The sequence below is a fragment of the Pseudomonas sp. S1_E05 genome (assembly GCF_056337105.1).
The window spans coordinates 3974698-3992645 of the sequence record NZ_JBFRHM010000001.1; the positions used below are offsets into that span (position 1 = coordinate 3974698).

Consider the following 17948-nt stretch of genomic DNA (forward strand, 5'->3'; position numbering starts at 1 on the left):
TTGGGTAGTCACACACCATGTCGCGTCCCGTCTCGTCGTTGTTCCTGCTGGCGGCTGTGCTGTTTTTCTTCGCGCTGGGTCATCACCAGTTGCAAGGTTCCACTGAAGCCCGCGTCGCCGGGATTGCCATGCAGATGCACCTGGACAACGACTGGGTGACGCCGCGACTGTTCGGCCAACCGTTTCTGGAGAAACCACCCCTGAGCCTGTGGCTGGATGCCGGGGCGATCCGTGCGTTCGGCGGCACGCCGTGGGCAGTGCGGCTGGCGTCGGCGTTTGCCGGGTTGTTCAGCGTGATGTTGCTGTACGCCCTGCTGCGACGATTCGGCAGGCCCCAGGCGATTGCCTGGACGGCGGCCATGTTGCTGGCAACCATGGCCAGTTACTGGAGCAATGTGCGGGGCGTGGGCGAAGACGCCTTGCTGGCCCTGGGCGTGAGCATGGCGTTGCTGGCGTTTTTCCAGGGACATCGGCAACCACGACTCGGTAACGCCTTGCTCTTTGCCAGCGGAATCGCCATTGCGACACTGAGCAAAGGCGTGTTGGGCCTGGCCCTGCCGGGGGTGGTGATCTTCGCCTACTTGTTGACCGAGAGTCTGATCGACAAACGCCTGACATTGCGCCACTGGCTACGGCCCGGCCTGCTGACGCTGGTGGGGCTGCTGCCGCTGCTGATGTGGCTTGCGGTGCTGTATCAGCGCGGGGGCGCGCAAGCCTTGCAGGAAGTGTTGTTGACCAACAGTGTGGGGCGCTTCAGCGGTTCGTTTGTGGAAGCGGGGCATTACGAACCGTTTTACTACTACCTGGCCAAATTGCCCCAGGCATTCTTGCCCTGGAACATTCTGGTGTACCTGGGCCTTTGGCATTTCCGTAAAAGCCTGATGGCCAACCGTTACCTGCTATTTTTCACCCTGTGGATACTGGCGCAGTTCCTCATGCTCACCCTGGCGTCGAGCAAGCGCACCGTCTATCTGATGTCCATGACGCCGGCGGCGGCGGTGATTGCCGCTGAATATGCGGCAGTCCTGTTCGAACGACTCCAACAACACGAACGCGCCTCGAACCTGCGGGGCCGCATCGCTCGCCATAGTCGAAGCCTGGCTATCGGCGTGCTGGCGGTGGTGATCGCCAGCTACCTGACGGCCGCGCAATGGGTACTGCCTCACGCGGATCGCAAGCTATCGTTCCTGCCCCTGACGCAGCAGATTCAAACGATGCAAGCCAATGGCAAGACCGTGGCAATGTTTCAAGCCAATGAAAGGGTGGGCGGCGCCAGCGTGTTCTATACCCAGAGCGTGCTCAAGGGGCTGGATACGCAAGCGCAGCTGCATGACTTCCTGAGCGCGTCACCGTCCAACATCGCGGTCATGGCGGCGGATTCGCCACCGCAGGCGCCGTTGAAAGTGGTGAAGCAGATGCGAGTGGGGCGCCAGGATTATTTTTTTGTTGGCCAGTGAGGAGGAGCCTGTAGGAGCGTCAGGCCGCCTTCGCGGGTGAGCCCGCTCCGACACGGTTCTTCGGCGGAGCGCGCAACACCGGAACCTCCAACCGCGCTCGCCCATAAAACGCCAACGCCGTCAGCAAACACGCCAGCCACACGAAAACGCCGGCCCAGAAGGTATGAGACATATAGTGCCAACCCTGCAAAACCCGCGTTGTGCCATATACAAAACCCAGCAACAACGAGCCATACATCAGAGCCTTGGAAAACCGCCACCGATACCGCCGCGCAACAAAATACAAGGCGAGCATGGTGAACCCACCTGACGCATGTCCGCCCGGCCAGCAACGTCCATCACCCGCTTCCCTGAACAGCTGGAAGTTGCTGTACCACTCGATGTGGGCCATTTTCCCACCGTAGAGCGTCGTCTCGATTGGGCAATACACGCTGGTGTGGGATTTGAGGAAATGGATGACACCGGTGCAAATGGCAAACGCGAACACCACAAACCAGAAGTCCCGACGATGCTCGGCGGCAAATCGCAGGACGGGCGCCAGCTTGCAACGTTCGAGAAAACCGGCAAGACGAGGACGTTTGCCTGGATTGATCAACGGCCAGACAAACGACAACATCGCGCCGATCAAGGCGATTTCCGCCGTCCAGTTCGGAATGATCCGCGCCCACTTGTGGGTCAGTCGCTCAAAAAAGTGAACCTGATCGAGTGGAAAGGTATGGGTGACCGGATCATAAAAAAGGTTGCTGAACGCGATGTCGATGCGGGTCATGTCGAACAGCAAAAACACCACCGCAGCGCAGGCCAGCGGGACACCGAAGTTCCAGGCATAAAAACGCACGGACGCACTCATTGGAATGCCACCGTACGCCAGTCGGACGCCTCGATAAAGCCAAGCATGCGCGGTGCCTGCAAGGCTTGTGCGGAAACAAACAGCGAAGCGCCATAACCCAGGTTCGCGGCAGGCAGCTTGAGGTCTTTCTCCATCTGCGACATGCATTCGCTGTGGGTCACCAGCACCAGGTTGCGCCCGGGCACCTTGTGCGCCAACGCATCACGCAGCATCGTGCCCCGGCAACTGACCAGCCAGTCGTCGTTCGCACTCACCTTGTTGAACATGAAACCCGCCGTTTGCGCCGTGCGGGTCATCGGGCTGTTGTAGATGTCGGCGTTGCCCAACCCCAACTGCTCGAACTGCGCCCCGACACTCACCGCGACACTGCGCGAGCGATCAGTGATGCCGTCATTGCCCGTCAGGCACGCGGCTCTGGAGTGATCGCAGCGTTCGACGTGACGCACCAGCACAATCACATCGCCCTTCGCCCACTCGGACACTAACGCCTGTGCGCCAGCGACATTGCCATGGGCCAGGTCCGGCACGGCGGCGGGCCGCAACAGCCACACCGTCAACGGAATGACCAGCAAGGCCGAAGCGACCACCACTGCGGCATTTCGATAGCGGGTCCAACGGCTCAGGTCAATCGAGCGTTTTACCCCGAACACACTCAGTCTCAATTCCACATCAGGCCTCGCAGGCATGCACCACACTCATTGGATGCCGCGAGATTAAAGAGACGAGCGTCGCCCCCGGGTGAAACCCATGTGAAAAAAAGCTCAATGCCCGCGCATAAGCCTTGTTACAGATTTGTCTGACAGAAACCATTCAGCTATCCCGCCCCGCTGCCGATACAAGCCTTTCACACACCTTTTGGCTACGAAAAACAACAATCTTCCAGCCACTCGACGACCGCAGCGCAACGTTCCTGGAGGAATTTGATGAATAGCTGGTTCGGTAACATCAGCATGAACATGAAGCTGGGCCTGGGTTTCGGCCTGGTCCTGGTGCTCACCGGCGTACTCGCCCTCACTGGCTGGACAAGCCTGGGTGGCCTGATCGACCGCAGCAACTGGATGAGCGACATCACCCAGCTCAACGCGGGCCTGACCAAGCTGCGCGTGGCCCGTCTGCAATACATGCTGGCCAACGGTGACGAGACCACCGCGCAGAACGTGCAGGTGAACCTCGATGCCTTCGCCGCTCAACAGAAGGCGGTGCTGGATAAATTCAAGAGCCCGGAAAACCTCAAGCTGCTTAACGAGCAAGCTGCGCTGATCGCTGCATACCGGATTTCCCTGGAAAAAATGCGAGGTGCCTACCGCGCCGGCAATACGGCGCGCGATGTGATGACCGCCAACGCGCAGACCGCGAACACCCTGATCAATGCCATCAGCACCGAAGTTCAGCAGATGCCGTTGAGCGATCAGCGTTTCGAGCAATTCCAGGCCATTACCGCGGCCAAGGAAGCGTTCATCCTGGCGCGCTACGAAGTGCGAGGCTACACCGCCGCCGTCAACGCCGACACCGAGCTCAAGGCTGCCAACCAATTGGACGCCGCCGTCGCCAGCCTGGAACAGCTCAATGTACATTTTGCCGTCACTCAGCAAGACGCCCTGCGTCAACTTGAAAAAGCGCTGACCGACTACCGCACCGCCGTGCGCGCATACAAGGCGACCAACAACGACGTGGTGCAGGCCCGCAAGGAGATGACCGATCAGGGCAATACGATCGTCAGTCTCAGCGAGCAGCTGTACCAAATCCAGCTTGATCGCCGCGACGCCGAAAGTGCGCAGGCCCGTACCCTGCAACTGATCAGCACCTTGCTGGCCTTGGTGGTCGGCATCATCGCCGCCGTCCTCATTACCCGCCAGATCACCGGTCCACTGCGTGAAACGCTGGCCGTGGTGGAGCGCATCGCGGGTGGCGACCTGTCCCACGACGTCAAGGTCACTCGCCGTGATGAACTCGGCGTATTGCAGCAGGGCATCGCCCGCATGGGTGTGACCCTGCGCAACCTGATCAGCGGCATCCGCGATGGCGTGACCCAGATCGCCAGTGCAGCAGAAGAATTGTCGGCCGTGACCAGCCAGACCAGCGCCGGTGTGAACAGCCAGAAGATCGAGACCGATCAAGTGGCCACCGCGATGCACGAGATGACCGCCACCGTTCAGGAAGTGGCACGCAACGCCGAAGAAGCCTCGCAAGCGGCAGCCGCCGCTGACGGCGAAGCTCGCGAAGGCGATAAAGTGGTCAACGAAGCGATTGCCCAAATCGAACGCCTGGCCACCGAAGTGGTGCGTTCCACCGAAGCCATGGGTGTGCTGCAACAGGAAAGCGACAAGATTGGCAGCGTCATGGACGTGATCAAGGCCGTCGCGGAACAAACCAACTTGCTGGCACTCAACGCCGCCATCGAGGCTGCGCGCGCCGGTGAAGCCGGTCGCGGTTTTGCCGTGGTCGCCGACGAGGTCCGTGGCCTGGCGCAGCGTACGCAAAAATCCACCGAGGAAATCGAAGGCCTGGTGGCAGCCCTGCAAAACGGCACCCAACAGGTGTCGGCGGTGATGAACAACAGCCGCAGTCTCACCGACAGCAGCGTGGCCCTGACCCGCAAGGCCGGCGAATCCCTGGACAACATCACCCGCACGGTGTCGAACATCCAGTCGATGAACCAGCAGATCGCCGCCGCTGCCGAACAGCAAAGCGCGGTGGCCGAAGAGATCAGCCGCAGCATCATCAACGTGCGCGACGTGTCCGAACAGACCGCCGCGGCCAGCGATGAAACCGCCAAGTCCAGCGTCGAACTGGCGCGCCTGGGTGGTCAGTTGCAGGAAATGGTCAGCCACTTCCGCGTCTGACGTTTCGGCCTCTTCGCGAGCAAGCTATCTAATACTCACACCGCAATCGCATTGGTAAACACCAACCGATTACCAAACGGATCGAGGATCGTCATGTCCTGGCTACCCCAGGGCATGGCCTGGATCTGTGGATGCGAGAACTTGTAGTCCTTGGCCAACAACTGCTGCTGAAACGCTTCCAGCTCATCGGTCTCGATGCGCAGGGCAGCACCGGGTGTGCTGTCGCCATGATGCTCTGACAAGTGCAACACGCATTCACCCCGGGAGACTTGCAGGTACAGCGGGAAATTCGGCTCGAAACGATGCTGCCAGTCGATCTTGAAACCCAGAAAATCGACGTAAAACTCCACTGCCTTGTTTTCATCGAAAATCCGCAGGATCGGGGTGGTTTTGCCGAAGCTCATTTCGTTGCTCCCAGACTGGTAAGGGCTTGATTGTAGTTTGGCCAGTCTCAGCACTTCGGCTTCCTGCCGGTATTCTTTAATTGCAATGTGCCACTACCGTGACCCAGGTCTCGGAAATCATTACTGAAATCCGTCGTGCAGATCCCCCTCGCGCGCGAGGAACCGCCCTACGCGTTTGCCGTTCGCCTGCCCATCGCTGTAGCTCAGCACGCCGTTGATCCACACGCCGTCGATACCCTCGGCTGCCCGTTGGGGATCCGTGAAATTGGCGACATCGCGAATGGTGGTCGGGTCGAACAAGACCAGGTCGGCCCAGTGCCCTTCGCGGATCTCGCCCCGCGCCTTCAAGCCGAATCGTGCCGCCGACAACCCGGTCATTTTGTGCACGGCGGTGTGGAGGGGAAATAGCCCGACATCGCGACTGAAATGGCCGAGTACCCGTGGGAAAGCCCCCCATAGGCGCGGATGCGGAAACGGGTCCTCCGGCAAGCCGTCGGAGCCCACCATCGACAGTGGATGAGCGAGGATTTTTCGCACGTCGGCTTCGTCCATCCCGTAGTACACCGCGCCCGCCGGTTGCAGTAGGCGGGCGGCGTCCAGCAACGAGACACTCCAGTCGGCGGCGATGTCCATCAGGTCCCGACCGCCCTGCTCCGGGTGTGGCGTGGACCAGGTGATGGTAATGCGATGCGCGTCGGTGACCTGCTTGAGGTCCAGGGTCGAAGAGCTCGCAGCATAGGGATAACAATCGCAACCGACCGCGTGGGTTTTCGCGGCCTCCTCAAGACGCGCCAGCAGTTGCGGGCTGCGCCCCCAGTTACCGGCGCCGGCACATTTGAGGTGGGAGATGATGACCGGGGATTGCGCATGGCGACCGATCTGGAACGCTTCGTCCATGGCCTCCAGCACCGGCTCGAATTCACTGCGCAAATGGGTGGTGTACACCGCGCCGAAGGCGGTCAGTTCCTCGGTCAGTTGCATCACCTCTTCGGTGGACGCCGAGAATGCGCTGGCGTAGGCCAGGCCTGTGGATAAACCGAGGGCGCCGGCTTCGAGGCTTTCACGGAGCTGCTTGCGCATCGCGCAGATTTCAGCGGACGTGGCGGTGCGAAACAGATCGTCCAGGTGGTTACTGCGCAACGCCGTGTGGCCGACCAGGGCAGCGACGTTCAAAGTGGTGTTGGCCGCTTCCACCGCCGCGCGGTAATCGGCGAAGGTGGGGTAAACGAACGCGGCGGCCGTGCCAAGCAGGTTCATCGGGTCCGGCGGATCACCCTTGAGGCTCACCGGCGACGCGCTGATGCCGCAGTTGCCGACGATCACCGTGGTCACGCCCTGGCTGAGCTTGGGCAGCATCTGCGGCTGGCGAATCACCACCGTGTCGTCATGGGTGTGCACGTCGATGAACCCCGGGGCCAACACCCGGCCCGCCGCGTCGATTTCTTCATGAGCGCGGGCGGCTTGCAGGTCGCCGATGCGCTCGATGCGGCCATCGAAAATCGCCACGTCGGCGCTAAAACCCGGGGCATTGCTGCCGTCGATGACCAGTGCGTTGCGAATCAGCGTGTCGTACAGCATCTCAGTCTCCCAGCGGCAAGTGATCATCGCCGCCGCGGTAATCGTCCAGGGCGAGTTTGATGCGCCGCAGACGTTCTTGATTGTCTTCAGGATTGGCCAGTGCCAGCTCGGTGGCAAGCACGTCGATGGCCAGCAGCATGCCGTAGCGCGCCGCCGTGGGTTTGTAGATAAATGAGGTTTCCACCCCTTGCAGCGGCAGCAGCACGTCGGCCAGTTGCGCCAACGTCGAGTCGGCGCGGGTGATCGCCAGGACGCGCGCGCCATAGCTGCGCGCCAACTCCACGGCTTCGAGCAGTTCGGGGGTGATGCCGGTCAGCGAGCAGGCAATCACCACGTGCCCTTCATCCAGGCCCGCAGCGGTGATGCGCATCATCACCGGGTCGTGACACACCGCCACCGGGTAGCCGAAACGCACCAGTCGCACTTGCAGTTCATCGCTGCACAGCGTCGAGCATCCGCCCATGCCGAAGGCGTGAATCATCCGCGCCTTGCCCAGCAGTTTCACTGCATCGGCAAAGCGCGATTCGTCGAACGCTGACAGATGCTGATGGAGGGTCGACTCGATGTCGCCGACGATCTGCCGGTAGAACGCCGACTGCGCCGGCGGGCTGGCCGGATCGAGGAAACGACTGCCTACGCCGCTGGCCTGGGCGAGTTGCAGGCGCAGGTCGCGCAAGTCACGGCAACCCACGCTGCGGGCAAATCGCGACAGCGTCGCGGTACTGACGTCCGCCCTCTGCGCCAACTCATCGAGGCTGGCGGCAGAGGCAAATCCTACGTCGTCGAGCATCAGGCGAGCGATGCGTCCTTCACCGGCGCTGAAGGAATCCTGACGGGCGCGGATCTGATAGAGGATGTCCATGGCGAGCGGCTCCGGTTAAATCAGGTAGGAAAGGCCCACAGTCAGACCGAAGGCGACCACTGAAATGATGGTCTCCAGTACGGTCCACGTCTTGAAGGTCTGGGCCACGCTCATGTTGAAGTATTCCTTGATCAACCAGAAGCCGCCGTCGTTGACGTGGGAAAAGATGACCGAGCCGGCCCCCGTCGCCAGCACCAGCAATTCCGGGTGCGGATAACCCAGGCCGATGGCCACGGGCGCGACCACGCCCGACGCGGTGGTCATGGCCACGGTAGCTGACCCGGTCGCGATGCGCATCAACGCGGCGAACAGCCAGCCCATGATCAGCGGTGACAGGTGGAATTCATGGGCGAGACTGACGATCTGGTCGGTGACGCCGGCGTCCACCAGAATCCGGTTCAAGCCACCGCCAGCGCCGACCAGCAAGGTGATGCTGGCCGTCGGCGCCAGGCACTCGCTGGTGAACTTGAGGATCGATTCGCGGCTGAAGCCCTGGGCAATGCCCAGGGTCCAAAAGCTCAGCAGCGTGGCCAGCAGTAGGGCGATCACCGAGTTGCCGATGAACGACAGGAACTGGTTGAAGCCGCTGCCCGGCGTGGACAGCAGGTTGGCCCAGCCGCCGATCAGCATCAGCACCACGGGCAACAGGATGGTGGCCATGGTGATGCCAAAACCGGGCAGGCGAGCGCGCGGCTCGCGGTCGAGGAACTGGCGCTCCAACGGGTTTTCTGCCGGCAACTGGATGTGCGGCACGATGAGCTTGGCGTAAAGGGGACCGGCAATGATCGCCGTGGGAATACCGATGGCAATCGCATACATCAAGGTCTGTCCTACCGAGGCCTGGTAGGCCTGCACCGCCAGCATCGCTGCCGGGTGCGGCGGCACCAGCGCATGCACCACCGACAGACCGGCGACCATCGGCAGGCCGACCATCAGGATCGACACCCCGACCCGGCGCGCCACGGTAAAAGCGATCGGCACCAGCAAGACAAAACCGACCTCGAAAAACAGCGGCAAGCCCACCAGAAAGGCAATGCACACCATCGCCCAGTGCGCATTGCGCTCGCCGAAGCGGTCAATCAGGGTGCGCGCTACCCGCTCGGCGCCACCGGACTCGGCCATCATCTTGCCCAGCATCGTCCCCAGCGCCACCACCAGGGCAATGTGCCCCAACGTCTTGCCGACACCGGCCTCATAGGCACCAACCACGCCGGACGCCGGCATGCCCGCCACCAGTGCGAGGCCGATTGAGACCAGGGTGATGACAATGAAGGGGTTGAGTCGATAACGGGCGATCAACACGATCAGCGCGATGATGGCGACGGCGGCGTACACCAGCAGCCAATAGCCGAAGGACGGGGTCATGCGGTACTCCTCGAAAGGGTCACGTCGAAAGTTTTGTGAAACTCTTAAAACATTTCGATGAGTGATTTTCAAACGAGGTGAAAGTAATTTTCGTGCAGGGGTATGGGGTGTCGCGTAGGGATATGCGTGATCAGGGTTTATGAAAATCCGGTGGGCGTATTTTCATCCCTGACACCGATCGCTGATTGATTCGCGCCCCCTCTGTAGGAGCGAGCATGCTCGCGATGGTCGTCAACGATGACGCGGGCTGTCTGAATGCCCGCGGTGTCTGATCCACCATCGCGAGCATGCTCGCTCCTACAGGGGTAGCGGATTACGCGTAATCAGTCGTGAGCCACCCGCGCCCGCTTGAGCAGTTTCTTGCAGCGCTCGGACAGGTGCAGCACCCGCAGGTGCTTGCCCGCCTTGGCGTAACGCTCGCGCAGGGTTTTCAGCGCGGCAATGGCCGAGTAGTCGACGAAGCTCAGGTGACGGCAATCAATGGTCACCACGGCCGGGTCATTGGCGGGGTCGAACTGGTTGAGAAACGGTGTGGTCGAGGCGAAGAACAGCGTGCCATGCATCAGGTACAGCTTGCTGCCGTCGGCTTCGAGGTGGCTGTCGGCGTACAACTCCCGCGCCTGCTGCCAGGCGAAATTGAGCGCGGCGATGATGATCCCGCACAGCACCGCCGTGGCGAGGTCCGTGAACACCGTGATCACCGTCACGGCGATGATCACCAGCACGTCGTTCAACGGCACCTTGTTCACCACCCGCAGCGAAGCCCAGGCAAACGTCTGTTGCGACACCACGAACATCACCCCCACCAGCGCTGCCAGCGGAATACGCTCGATGAACGGCGACAGGAACAGGATGAACAACAGGATCAGCACGCCGGCGACCACGCCGGACACCCGGCCACGGCCACCGGAACTCAGGTTGATCACGGTCTGACCGATCATCGCGCAGCCACCCATGCCGCCGAATACACCGGAGACCATGTTCGCCGCGCCCAGCGCCACACACTCGCGATCCGGAAAACCACGGGTCTCGGTGATTTCGTCGGTCAGGTTCAGGGTCAGCAGGGTTTCCAGCAGACCGACCAACGCCATCAGGATTGCGTAGGGCGCGATGATGCGCAGGGTTTCGAGCGTCCACGGGATGTCCGGCAGCGCCAGCGTCGGAAGGCCGCCGGCGATGTGCGCCATGTCGCCCAGGGTGCGCGTCGGCAGGCCCAGCAGGTACACCGCCAGCCCGACGCCCAGAATGGCCGCCAATGCCGGCGGCACGGCGCGGGTCAGGCGCGGCAGCACGTAGACGATCGCCATCGTCAGCACCACCAGCCCCACCATCAGGTACAACGGCGTGCCGGTGAGCCAGTGCTCGCCGTTCTTGAAGTGTTCAAGCTGGGCCAGGGCGATGATGATCGCCAGGCCGTTGACGAAACCGAGCATCACCGGGTGCGGCACCATCCGCACCAGCTTGCCCAGCCTCAACACACCGAAGGCGAGCATCACCAGGCCACCGAGCAGTACGGTCGCCAACAAATATTGCACGCCGTGTTGCACCACCAGCGCAACGATCACCACCGCCATCGACCCGGCTGCCCCGGAAACCATCCCCGGCCGGCCGCCGAACAGCGCGGTCAGGGTGCAGATAATGAAGGCGCCATACAGGCCCATCAGCGGGTTGAGATGAGCGACCAGCGCAAAGGCGATGCATTCGGGCAGCAAGGCAAAAGACGTGGTGAGCCCAGCCAGGACTTCGGCGCGTAGGTTTTTTGGTTTCATGGGGGGACCGCAGGCAAGGTGTCGCGAAAATAATGTGCGGATGTTACGGATTTGCGCCTGGCCCGGCCAGCTTTGGTGCCTTCAAGAATGCCTTCGCGAGCAAGCCCGCTCCCACAGTTGACCGCGTTGTTCAGACGAACTCGGTCCCGTGGGAGCGGGCTTGCTCCGGGCGGCGTTCCGACGAAGAACGATAACGCGGTCTAAGGCGAACTCAGACCATCTCGTCGCGAATCCACTCCACCACCGACGTCCGCTTTGGCGCCCAGCCCAGCAACTCCCGCGCCTTCTTGCCGCGCACCCGGCTGTTGGAACCCAGGCCATAGTTGGCCATTTCATAACCCCACTCGGCTTCGGCGTCTTTCAACGGCCAGTCCTGCGGTTGCCCCAGGTTCAACGCCTCGGCCATGGCGGTGGTCATGTCGATGAACGACGCTTCACCGCTTTCAACGAAATAGAACGTGCCCGGCACATTCCTGGTCAACGCCAGCAGGTAGAGCGCCACCACGTCTTCAATGTGCACGTTGGACCAGATGTTGCGACCCGTGCCGACATGACGCACCACCCCGCTTTTGCGTGCCTGTTTCAGCAGCCGAGGCAGTTGCACGCTGTCACGATTGACGCCCAGGCTGTGGCCGTAGATCAGGGTGTTGCAGATCACTGCCGAATTCACGCCGTCCTTCGCCGCCGCGAGGATCAGGTTATCGATGGCCACGCGTGCGGCCTTGTCGACAGTCGGTTCCGGCAAGGTGTCTTCAAAGTAGATCGCGTCACTGGCCTCGCCACCCGACGCATCGCCGACAATGCTCGAACCACTGGTGTGCAGGAACACCTTTTGCGAACCGCGCATCGCATCCAGCAAAGCCTCTACCGCCCCGCGATGATCGCTGCTGGCCGCGTTGATCACCGCGTCGGCCGCGCGGGCCTGTTGCGCCAGAAGGGCGCTGTCATCCAGGGTGCCGATCACCGGGGTGATGCCCAGCGCGCTCAACTCATTGGCCTGTTCGCTGTTGCGCACCAGGCCAGCGACAGTGTGGCCGGCACGAACCAGGCCGGTGGCGATGGAGCCGCCGATAAAACCGGCAGCGCCGGTGACGAATACGTTCATGGGGAATCTCCCTGCTTGGGTCAGTGATGCGATCAGTATCAAGGCGTCGTTACTGACGAAAAATACCCACCGACCCAATTCAATCTTGCGCAGGGGTCAAGAATCAGCGTTGAAGTCCGAACTGGCATACAACGCCAACTTGCCCTGGATGAAGTCCAGGAAGCATTGAATCCGCAGGGCCAATTGCGAGTTGCGGTAGTACACCGCGTTGATCGGCTGGCGATAACCACTGTTGAAATCCGCCAGCACCACCTTCAAACGTCCGGCGCGAATGTCCTCGATGGTCATGTAATGCGACAGGCTGGCAATGCCCTGCCCTTGGAGCGCCAGGTGCCGGATGGTCTCGCCACTGGACGCGCTGATGGAAGCCTGGATCGGCCAGCGATCGCCATGCACATACCGCAACGGCCATTGGTTGAGGCCTTCGTTGTGGGTAAACCCGAGCAGCGCATGCCTGCTCAGGTCCTCGACCACCCTCGGTGTGCCATGTCGTTCGAGGTAAGCCGGGCTGGCGACGATGTGCAATGGGCTGCACCCCAGTGAGCGGGCGTGCAGGGTCGAATCGGACAGCGTGCCGATGCGGATGGCGATGTCGGTGCTCTGCTCCAGCAGATCGATGATCAGGTCGTTGCTGTTGAGTTCCAGCTGGATGTCCGGGTAGAGCCTGCGGAACTCGTCGATGTACGGCACGATGGCGTGCAGCATGAAGGGCGATGCTGCGTTGATGCGCAAACGCCCGGACGGGGTCTGCTGGCGTGAGGACAGGCGCTCTTCCAGCTCATCCATCTGATCGAGAATCAGCTTGGCGTGTTCGAAGAAATATTTGCCTTCCTCGGTCAGGTCCATGCGCCGCGTGGTGCGGTTGATCAAGGTCGTATCGAGCTTGGCCTCCAACCGCGACAACGTGCGGCTGACCGCCGAGGGCGTCTGCCCGACCTGCTCGGCGGCCGCTGAAATCGACCCGCACTCAATCACGCAGACGAATATCTGCAACTCATCGGATCTGGCTTTCACAAAGGCCCCTCATTCAAGACTGGCTTGATAGTAGCTGGATGAGGGGCAAAAGGAACCTCAGGCCTTGAGACCGAACACCTCGGTCAAATGCTGCTCGTAGCGTGCGATATCGCCTTCGATGTTCGGGCGTTTCATCACGTCAACGGCGAGAAAGGTCGGCAAGGCGGTCATGCCGAGGAACTGGTTGGCTTTGTGGAACGGGAAGTACACGGCGTCCACACCCTTGCCTTCAAAAAAGTCGGTCGGGTCGTCGAAGGCTTGCTGCGGTGCGTTCCAGGTCAGCGACAACAGGTATTGCTTGCCGTGCACCAGGCCACCGCTGCCGTACTTCTGCGAAGCGTCGGAGCGGGTGCGACCATCACTGGCGTAGAGACTGCCGTGACCTTCGGTGAACACTTCGTCGATGTACTTTTTCACGGTCCACGGCGCGCCCATCCACCAGCCCGGCATCTGATAGATGATCACATCGGCCCAGAGGAACTTGGCCACTTCTTCGGCAATGTCGTAACCCTCATCGATGAAGGTGGTTTTCACGTCGAGGCCACCGCGGTCCAGCACGGCCAGCGCTGCTTCGTGCAGGGTGGTGTTGTAGCGACCATCGGAATGAGCGAATTTTTTACCGCCATTGAGCAACAGGACTTTTTTCATGAGTGATCTCGAAAGGGTCTGAAATGGAATGGCGGCAGATTAACGATCCGGATCGCGCGTAATAAGCCTTGAACTCACAAAACTGATTTGACCTATACGCACGAATCAACGACAGATTGTTGCAATACACTGGGGCCAATTCTGACCTTGAGGAGATTGTTAATGAGTGAGTTGCAAGGTTTCATCCTGCATGCCAAGACCCGCCCGGAAAAATCCGACGCTTTCGAAGCTTTCTTCCTTCGCCATGTGGAGGCCAGTCGCGCCGAGCCCGGCTGCATCGAATACCACATGCTGCGCGACAAACAGGACCCGACACTGTTTATCTTCTTTGAGATCTGGCAGTCCCAGGCGCACCTCGATGTGCACTCGAACTTGCCGCACATGAAGGAGTTTCTGGCGCAGCGCGAGCAATATCTGGAACGGGACTTCGATATCCGCGCCATTGATATGCTCAGCCCGTCGTCCGCTATCCGCTGATCAGCAAGTGCCCGCCGAGCACACCCAAGCCGATGAAAAATACGCGCTTGAACACCGGTGCACTGATCCGCTGGCGCAGCCATTGGCCGAGCAGCATGCCCAGCACCGCCGGGATCAGTGCCAGCAATGACGCGCTCAGTTCGCCCCCGCCCAACGCCTCGCGCCACAACAACCCGGCAGCCAGGGCGAGGGTCGACACGGTGAACGACAAGCCCAGTGCCTGCACCAGTTCGTCCTTGCTCAAGCCCAGCGCTTGCAGGTAAGGCACCGCCGGGATCACGAAGACGCCAGTGGCTGAGGTGATCACCCCGGTCACCACGCCACACAGGGGACCCAGCCAGCGCTCGGTTGCGCTGCCAACGCGCAGGGTGGGCAGGAACAGACCGCTCAACGCGTAGAGCAACAATGCAGCGCCGAGCCCCCGCACCACCCAATGCCCGCCGACCATGCCGATCCACAAGGTGCCAACCCCCGTGCCGATGAAAATCGCCAGTAGCATCGGCCACAACCGCTTGACCAGCCCGAGCAGATGCCCGCCGAACGCCAGTTGCCAGACGTTGGTCAGCGTCGCCGGGATGATCAGCAGCGCCGCAGCCTGCGACGGCGCCATAGCCAGACCGAGCAGACCCATGGCGATGGTGGGCAGGCCGAGGCCGATCACGCCCTTGATCATGCCGGCCAGCAGGAAGGTGGCGATGATCATAAGGGAAAGGGCCAGGCCCAGGTTTTGGTAGTACGCGAGGAGTGTGTTCATGGGGCCTATCCTGAGCCTGGATTGGCCGGGTGGAAATCTGCCATATACTGAGGGTGCCTCTTGATTTGGTAGAGGCTCTGGAACTTCAGCGGTGCTGATGGCCTCATCGCGAGCAAGCTCGCTCCTACAGGGGCCGGCGGCGAGCTCTGTAGGAGCGGGCTTGCCCGCGATGAGGCCCGCCCAAACACCACACAACCCCGGGCCACCCCATGCACTTCGACCTCACCGACCTGCGCCTCTACCTGAATATCCTCGACAGCGGCAACATCACGGCCGGCGCCGTGCGCAGTCATTTGTCGCTGGCGGCTGCCAGTGCGCGAATCCGCGCCATGGAGTCTTCGCTGGGCATCGACTTTCTCGAGCGCGGTCGGCGGGGCGTCACCCCCACACCGGCGGGAAAAGCCCTGGCGCACCACGCCCGGTTGCTGCTGCAACACGCCGAACGCATGCAGCAGGACCTGGCCGAATACGCCAAGGGTGTCAAAGGTCAGGTGCGCCTGTTGTGCAACACCACGGCGATCACCGAACACCTGCCGGAAGTGCTGGCGGACTTCCTTTGCCACCACCCCAACCTCGACATCGAGCTGCAGGAAATGCCCAGCCTGCGCATCGTCCACGCCTTGCGCCAGGGGGCAGCGGACTTGGGCATCGTCTCGGACGCCGTCGACATCCATGGTCTGGACACTTTGGCGTTTCGCGATGATCCGCTGGTGCTTATCGTACCGCCCGACCACCCGCTGGCGCACGAAGAGAGCCCAACGTTCGGCGACTCCCTGCATTACGATTTCGTCGGTCTGAGCGCCAGCAGCGCGTTGGCGGTGTACCTGGAGGAACAGGCGTTGCACGCCGGGGCGCGGCTGGCGATCCGCATTCGCGCAGAAGGGTTCGATGCCCTGATGCGTATGGTCGCCCGCGGCGCCGGACTGGCGATCGTGCCTCAGGTCGCTATTCAGCGTCGTGGCAACGATCTGCCCTTCAAGCGCTTTGTCCTCAAGGAAGACTGGGCACAACGCAAACTATTGCTCTGCGCCCGCTCTTTCGAGGGTCTGCCGGGTTATGCCAAGGCCTTGCTCGAGACGTTGCGCAGCGCAAACCTTGAACCCGGGTCAGTATTACAAACAGGCGACGAAGCGTAAGATCTGCGCTTTCAAATCAGGCCTGGCCACAACAATCAGAAGGGAACGCGATGGCGGATGAAATTTTGCAGCAGGCGACGCTCAAGCGAGGGCTGAAGAATCGACACATTCAATTGATCGCACTGGGTGGTGCGATCGGCACGGGGCTGTTTTTGGGCTCCGCCGGCGTTCTGAAGTCCGCCGGCCCGTCGATGATCCTCGGTTACGCGATTGCCGGTTTCATTGCGTTCCTGATCATGCGCCAACTGGGCGAAATGATCGTCGAAGAACCGGTGGCCGGCTCATTCAGCCATTTCGCGCACAATTACTGGGGCGGCTTCGCGGGTTTCCTGTCTGGCTGGAACTACTGGGTGTTGTACGTTCTGGTGGGCATGGCCGAACTGACGGCTGTCGGTAAATACGTGCAGTTCTGGTGGCCGGAGGTGCCGACCTGGGTCAGCGCGGCGGTATTCTTCGTGCTGGTCAACCTGATCAACTGCCTGAACGTCAAAGTCTTTGGCGAGATGGAGTTCTGGTTCGCGATCATCAAGGTCGTGGCCATCATCGGCATGATCGTCCTGGGCTGCTACATGCTATTCAGCGGCACCGGCGGCCCGCAGGCATCGGTGAGCAACCTGTGGAGCCACGGCGGTTTCTTCCCCAACGGCACCACTGGCCTGCTGATGGCGATGGCGTTCATCATGTTCTCGTTCGGTGGCCTGGAACTGGTCGGCATCACCGCAGCGGAAGCCAGCGAGCCGAGGAAGGTCATTCCCAAGGCGATCAATCAGGTGGTGTACCGGGTGCTGATCTTCTACGTCGGCGCACTCACCGTGCTGCTGTCGCTCTACCCGTGGGACCAATTGCTGGAAACCCTGGGCGCCTCGGGCGATGCCTACAGCGGCAGTCCGTTCGTGCAGATCTTTGCCCTGATCGGCAGCGACACCGCCGCACAGATCCTCAACTTCGTGGTGCTCACCGCCGCGCTGTCGGTCTACAACAGTGGCGTGTACTGCAACAGCCGCATGCTTTACGGCCTGGCGGAACAGGGCGATGCACCCAAGGTGCTGATGAAGCTGAACAAGCAAGGCGTGCCGCTGCTGGCGCTGGGCGTGTCGGCGCTGATTACCCTGCTGGCCGTGGTGGTCAACTACGTGGCACCCCATGAGGCGCTGGAATTGCTGTTCGCTCTGGTGGTTGCCTCGTTGATGATCAACTGGGCGCTGATCAGCCTCACACACCTGAAATTCCGCAAAGCCATGGTCCAGCGGGGTGTGGTGCCTGGCTTCAAGGCGTTCTGGTCGCCCTACACCAATTACCTGTGCCTGGCCTTCATGGCCGTGATCATCTGCGTCATCTGGATGATCCCGCCGGTACGGGCCTCGGTGTATGCCATGCCGGTGTGGGTGGCGCTGATCTACGCCTGCTACCGGATACGCGTGTCGCGCAGCAACTAACCGCGCAAAAAATGGCCCCGGCATTCAATGAATACCGGGGCTTTTTTATGCGCCCTGTAGGAGCGAGTTTACTCGCGATGGTCGTCAACGATGACGCTGGGCACCTGACACCCCACGGTGCCTGGGCCTCCATCGCGAGCAAGCTCGCTCCTACATTGATCGTATTGCCTGTCGGAACGCGCTGACACAGGGATCATGCGCACGCGCGCGCTTCTGGGCATTCGGATGTCGAGCACAGACAACTCGACCC

The 17948-nt window shown here is 61.4% G+C and carries 16 protein-coding genes and 1 pseudogene; 6 read left to right on the forward strand and 11 right to left on the reverse strand.

The features are described from left to right. Positions 1 to 17: 17 nt before the first annotated feature. The gene (locus AB4N33_RS18425) at positions 18 to 1457 is read left to right on the forward strand and encodes an ArnT family glycosyltransferase (RefSeq protein ID WP_460118315.1); all 1440 of its coding nucleotides are present in this window, start codon (positions 18 to 20) and stop codon (positions 1455 to 1457) included. Positions 1458 to 1476: 19 nt separating this feature from the next. On the opposite strand, the gene AB4N33_RS18430 is transcribed toward AB4N33_RS18425, so the two are convergent. Together AB4N33_RS18430 and pmrG are read right to left on the reverse strand one after the other, a co-directional pair. Then, entirely contained in the window at positions 1477 to 2307 is an 831-nt protein-coding gene (locus tag AB4N33_RS18430; RefSeq protein ID WP_476457944.1) for a phosphatase PAP2 family protein, read from the reverse strand. Next, complete coding sequence (pmrG, locus tag AB4N33_RS18435; protein ID WP_460118321.1) at positions 2304 to 2993, reverse strand: lipopolysaccharide core heptose(II)-phosphate phosphatase PmrG; 690 nt, start codon at positions 2991 to 2993, stop codon at positions 2304 to 2306. The genes AB4N33_RS18430 and pmrG overlap by 4 nt, the downstream gene beginning before the upstream one ends. Before the next feature lie 372 nt (positions 2994 to 3365). Between pmrG and AB4N33_RS18440 the strand changes: the two are divergent. Both AB4N33_RS18440 and AB4N33_RS18445 read left to right on the forward strand, forming a co-directional pair. Further along, positions 3366 to 4292 (forward strand): annotated as a pseudogene (locus AB4N33_RS18440) (methyl-accepting chemotaxis protein); the annotation flags it as partial. Then, positions 4287 to 5150 carry a methyl-accepting chemotaxis protein gene (locus AB4N33_RS18445; protein WP_460126827.1) on the forward strand — a complete coding sequence of 288 codons (864 nt, stop codon included), beginning with the start codon at positions 4287 to 4289 and terminating at the stop codon, positions 5148 to 5150. The pseudogene AB4N33_RS18440 and the gene AB4N33_RS18445, both read left to right, overlap by 6 nt. A 35-nt stretch (positions 5151 to 5185) precedes the next feature. On the opposite strand, the gene AB4N33_RS18450 is transcribed toward AB4N33_RS18445, so the two are convergent. The 8 genes from AB4N33_RS18450 to mdaB all read right to left on the reverse strand — a co-directional run bounded on the left by AB4N33_RS18450 (position 5186) and on the right by mdaB (position 13895). Then, positions 5186 to 5554: a glyoxalase superfamily protein gene (locus AB4N33_RS18450; RefSeq protein ID WP_460118323.1), complete on the reverse strand. Its 369-nt coding sequence runs from the start codon at positions 5552 to 5554 to the stop codon at positions 5186 to 5188. Between the two features lie 120 nt (positions 5555 to 5674). Then, a complete protein-coding gene (locus AB4N33_RS18455) occupies positions 5675 to 7132 on the reverse strand; it encodes a D-aminoacylase (RefSeq protein WP_476457945.1) in 1458 nt (485 codons plus the stop codon). 1 nt (position 7133) lies between these two features. Continuing rightward, positions 7134 to 7994 carry a MurR/RpiR family transcriptional regulator gene (locus AB4N33_RS18460; protein WP_476457946.1) on the reverse strand — a complete coding sequence of 287 codons (861 nt, stop codon included), beginning with the start codon at positions 7992 to 7994 and terminating at the stop codon, positions 7134 to 7136. Positions 7995 to 8009: 15 nt separating this feature from the next. After that, entirely contained in the window at positions 8010 to 9359 is a 1350-nt protein-coding gene (locus AB4N33_RS18465) for a GntT/GntP/DsdX family permease (RefSeq protein WP_476457947.1), read from the reverse strand. A 323-nt stretch (positions 9360 to 9682) separates the two neighbouring features. Next, positions 9683 to 11128 carry a SulP family inorganic anion transporter gene (locus tag AB4N33_RS18470; protein ID WP_476457948.1) on the reverse strand — a complete coding sequence of 482 codons (1446 nt, stop codon included), beginning with the start codon at positions 11126 to 11128 and terminating at the stop codon, positions 9683 to 9685. A gap of 211 nt (positions 11129 to 11339) precedes the next feature. Then, positions 11340 to 12233: an NAD-dependent epimerase/dehydratase family protein gene (locus AB4N33_RS18475; protein WP_476457949.1), complete on the reverse strand. Its 894-nt coding sequence runs from the start codon at positions 12231 to 12233 to the stop codon at positions 11340 to 11342. A 96-nt stretch (positions 12234 to 12329) separates the two neighbouring features. Continuing rightward, complete coding sequence (locus AB4N33_RS18480; protein ID WP_476457950.1) at positions 12330 to 13247, reverse strand: LysR family transcriptional regulator; 918 nt, start codon at positions 13245 to 13247, stop codon at positions 12330 to 12332. A gap of 57 nt (positions 13248 to 13304) precedes the next feature. After that, positions 13305 to 13895, reverse strand: coding sequence for an NADPH:quinone oxidoreductase MdaB (mdaB, locus tag AB4N33_RS18485; RefSeq protein WP_460118336.1), 591 nt, complete (start codon positions 13893 to 13895; stop codon positions 13305 to 13307). A 162-nt stretch (positions 13896 to 14057) separates the two neighbouring features. Between mdaB and AB4N33_RS18490 the strand changes: the two genes are divergently transcribed. Next, the gene (locus tag AB4N33_RS18490) at positions 14058 to 14372 is read left to right on the forward strand and encodes a putative quinol monooxygenase (protein ID WP_460140342.1); all 315 of its coding nucleotides are present in this window, start codon (positions 14058 to 14060) and stop codon (positions 14370 to 14372) included. Here AB4N33_RS18490 and AB4N33_RS18495 read toward each other — a convergent pair. Next, complete coding sequence (locus tag AB4N33_RS18495) at positions 14362 to 15126, reverse strand: sulfite exporter TauE/SafE family protein (protein ID WP_460118340.1); 765 nt, start codon at positions 15124 to 15126, stop codon at positions 14362 to 14364. The genes AB4N33_RS18490 and AB4N33_RS18495 overlap by 11 nt on opposite strands. A gap of 209 nt (positions 15127 to 15335) precedes the next feature. Between AB4N33_RS18495 and AB4N33_RS18500 the strand changes: the two genes are divergently transcribed. Further along, positions 15336 to 16262, forward strand: coding sequence for a LysR family transcriptional regulator (locus tag AB4N33_RS18500; protein ID WP_460118342.1), 927 nt, complete (start codon positions 15336 to 15338; stop codon positions 16260 to 16262). A 50-nt stretch (positions 16263 to 16312) separates the two neighbouring features. Then, on the forward strand, positions 16313 to 17698 hold the full coding sequence (locus tag AB4N33_RS18505) for an amino acid permease (RefSeq protein WP_476457951.1): 1386 nt from the start codon (positions 16313 to 16315) through the stop codon (positions 17696 to 17698). Positions 17699 to 17948 lie beyond the last annotated feature (250 nt).

What these genes read in the sequence shown, in the direction of transcription:
- AB4N33_RS18425 (WP_460118315.1), top strand. Translation starts at nt 18, where the DNA reads ATGTCGCGTCCCGTCTCGTCGTTGTTCCTGCTGGCGGCTGTGCTGTTT.
- AB4N33_RS18430 (WP_476457944.1), bottom strand. Translation starts at nt 2,307, where the DNA reads ATGAGTGCGTCCGTGCGTTTTTATGCCTGGAACTTCGGTGTCCCGCTG.
- pmrG (WP_460118321.1), bottom strand. Translation starts at nt 2,993, where the DNA reads ATGCCTGCGAGGCCTGATGTGGAATTGAGACTGAGTGTGTTCGGGGTA.
- AB4N33_RS18445 (WP_460126827.1), top strand. Translation starts at nt 4,287, where the DNA reads ATGGGTGTGACCCTGCGCAACCTGATCAGCGGCATCCGCGATGGCGTG.
- AB4N33_RS18450 (WP_460118323.1), bottom strand. Translation starts at nt 5,554, where the DNA reads ATGAGCTTCGGCAAAACCACCCCGATCCTGCGGATTTTCGATGAAAAC.
- AB4N33_RS18455 (WP_476457945.1), bottom strand. Translation starts at nt 7,132, where the DNA reads ATGCTGTACGACACGCTGATTCGCAACGCACTGGTCATCGACGGCAGC.
- AB4N33_RS18460 (WP_476457946.1), bottom strand. Translation starts at nt 7,994, where the DNA reads ATGGACATCCTCTATCAGATCCGCGCCCGTCAGGATTCCTTCAGCGCC.
- AB4N33_RS18465 (WP_476457947.1), bottom strand. Translation starts at nt 9,359, where the DNA reads ATGACCCCGTCCTTCGGCTATTGGCTGCTGGTGTACGCCGCCGTCGCC.
- AB4N33_RS18470 (WP_476457948.1), bottom strand. Translation starts at nt 11,128, where the DNA reads ATGAAACCAAAAAACCTACGCGCCGAAGTCCTGGCTGGGCTCACCACG.
- AB4N33_RS18475 (WP_476457949.1), bottom strand. Translation starts at nt 12,233, where the DNA reads ATGAACGTATTCGTCACCGGCGCTGCCGGTTTTATCGGCGGCTCCATC.
- mdaB (WP_460118336.1), bottom strand. Translation starts at nt 13,895, where the DNA reads ATGAAAAAAGTCCTGTTGCTCAATGGCGGTAAAAAATTCGCTCATTCC.
- AB4N33_RS18490 (WP_460140342.1), top strand. Translation starts at nt 14,058, where the DNA reads ATGAGTGAGTTGCAAGGTTTCATCCTGCATGCCAAGACCCGCCCGGAA.
- AB4N33_RS18495 (WP_460118340.1), bottom strand. Translation starts at nt 15,126, where the DNA reads ATGAACACACTCCTCGCGTACTACCAAAACCTGGGCCTGGCCCTTTCC.
- AB4N33_RS18500 (WP_460118342.1), top strand. Translation starts at nt 15,336, where the DNA reads ATGCACTTCGACCTCACCGACCTGCGCCTCTACCTGAATATCCTCGAC.
- AB4N33_RS18505 (WP_476457951.1), top strand. Translation starts at nt 16,313, where the DNA reads ATGGCGGATGAAATTTTGCAGCAGGCGACGCTCAAGCGAGGGCTGAAG.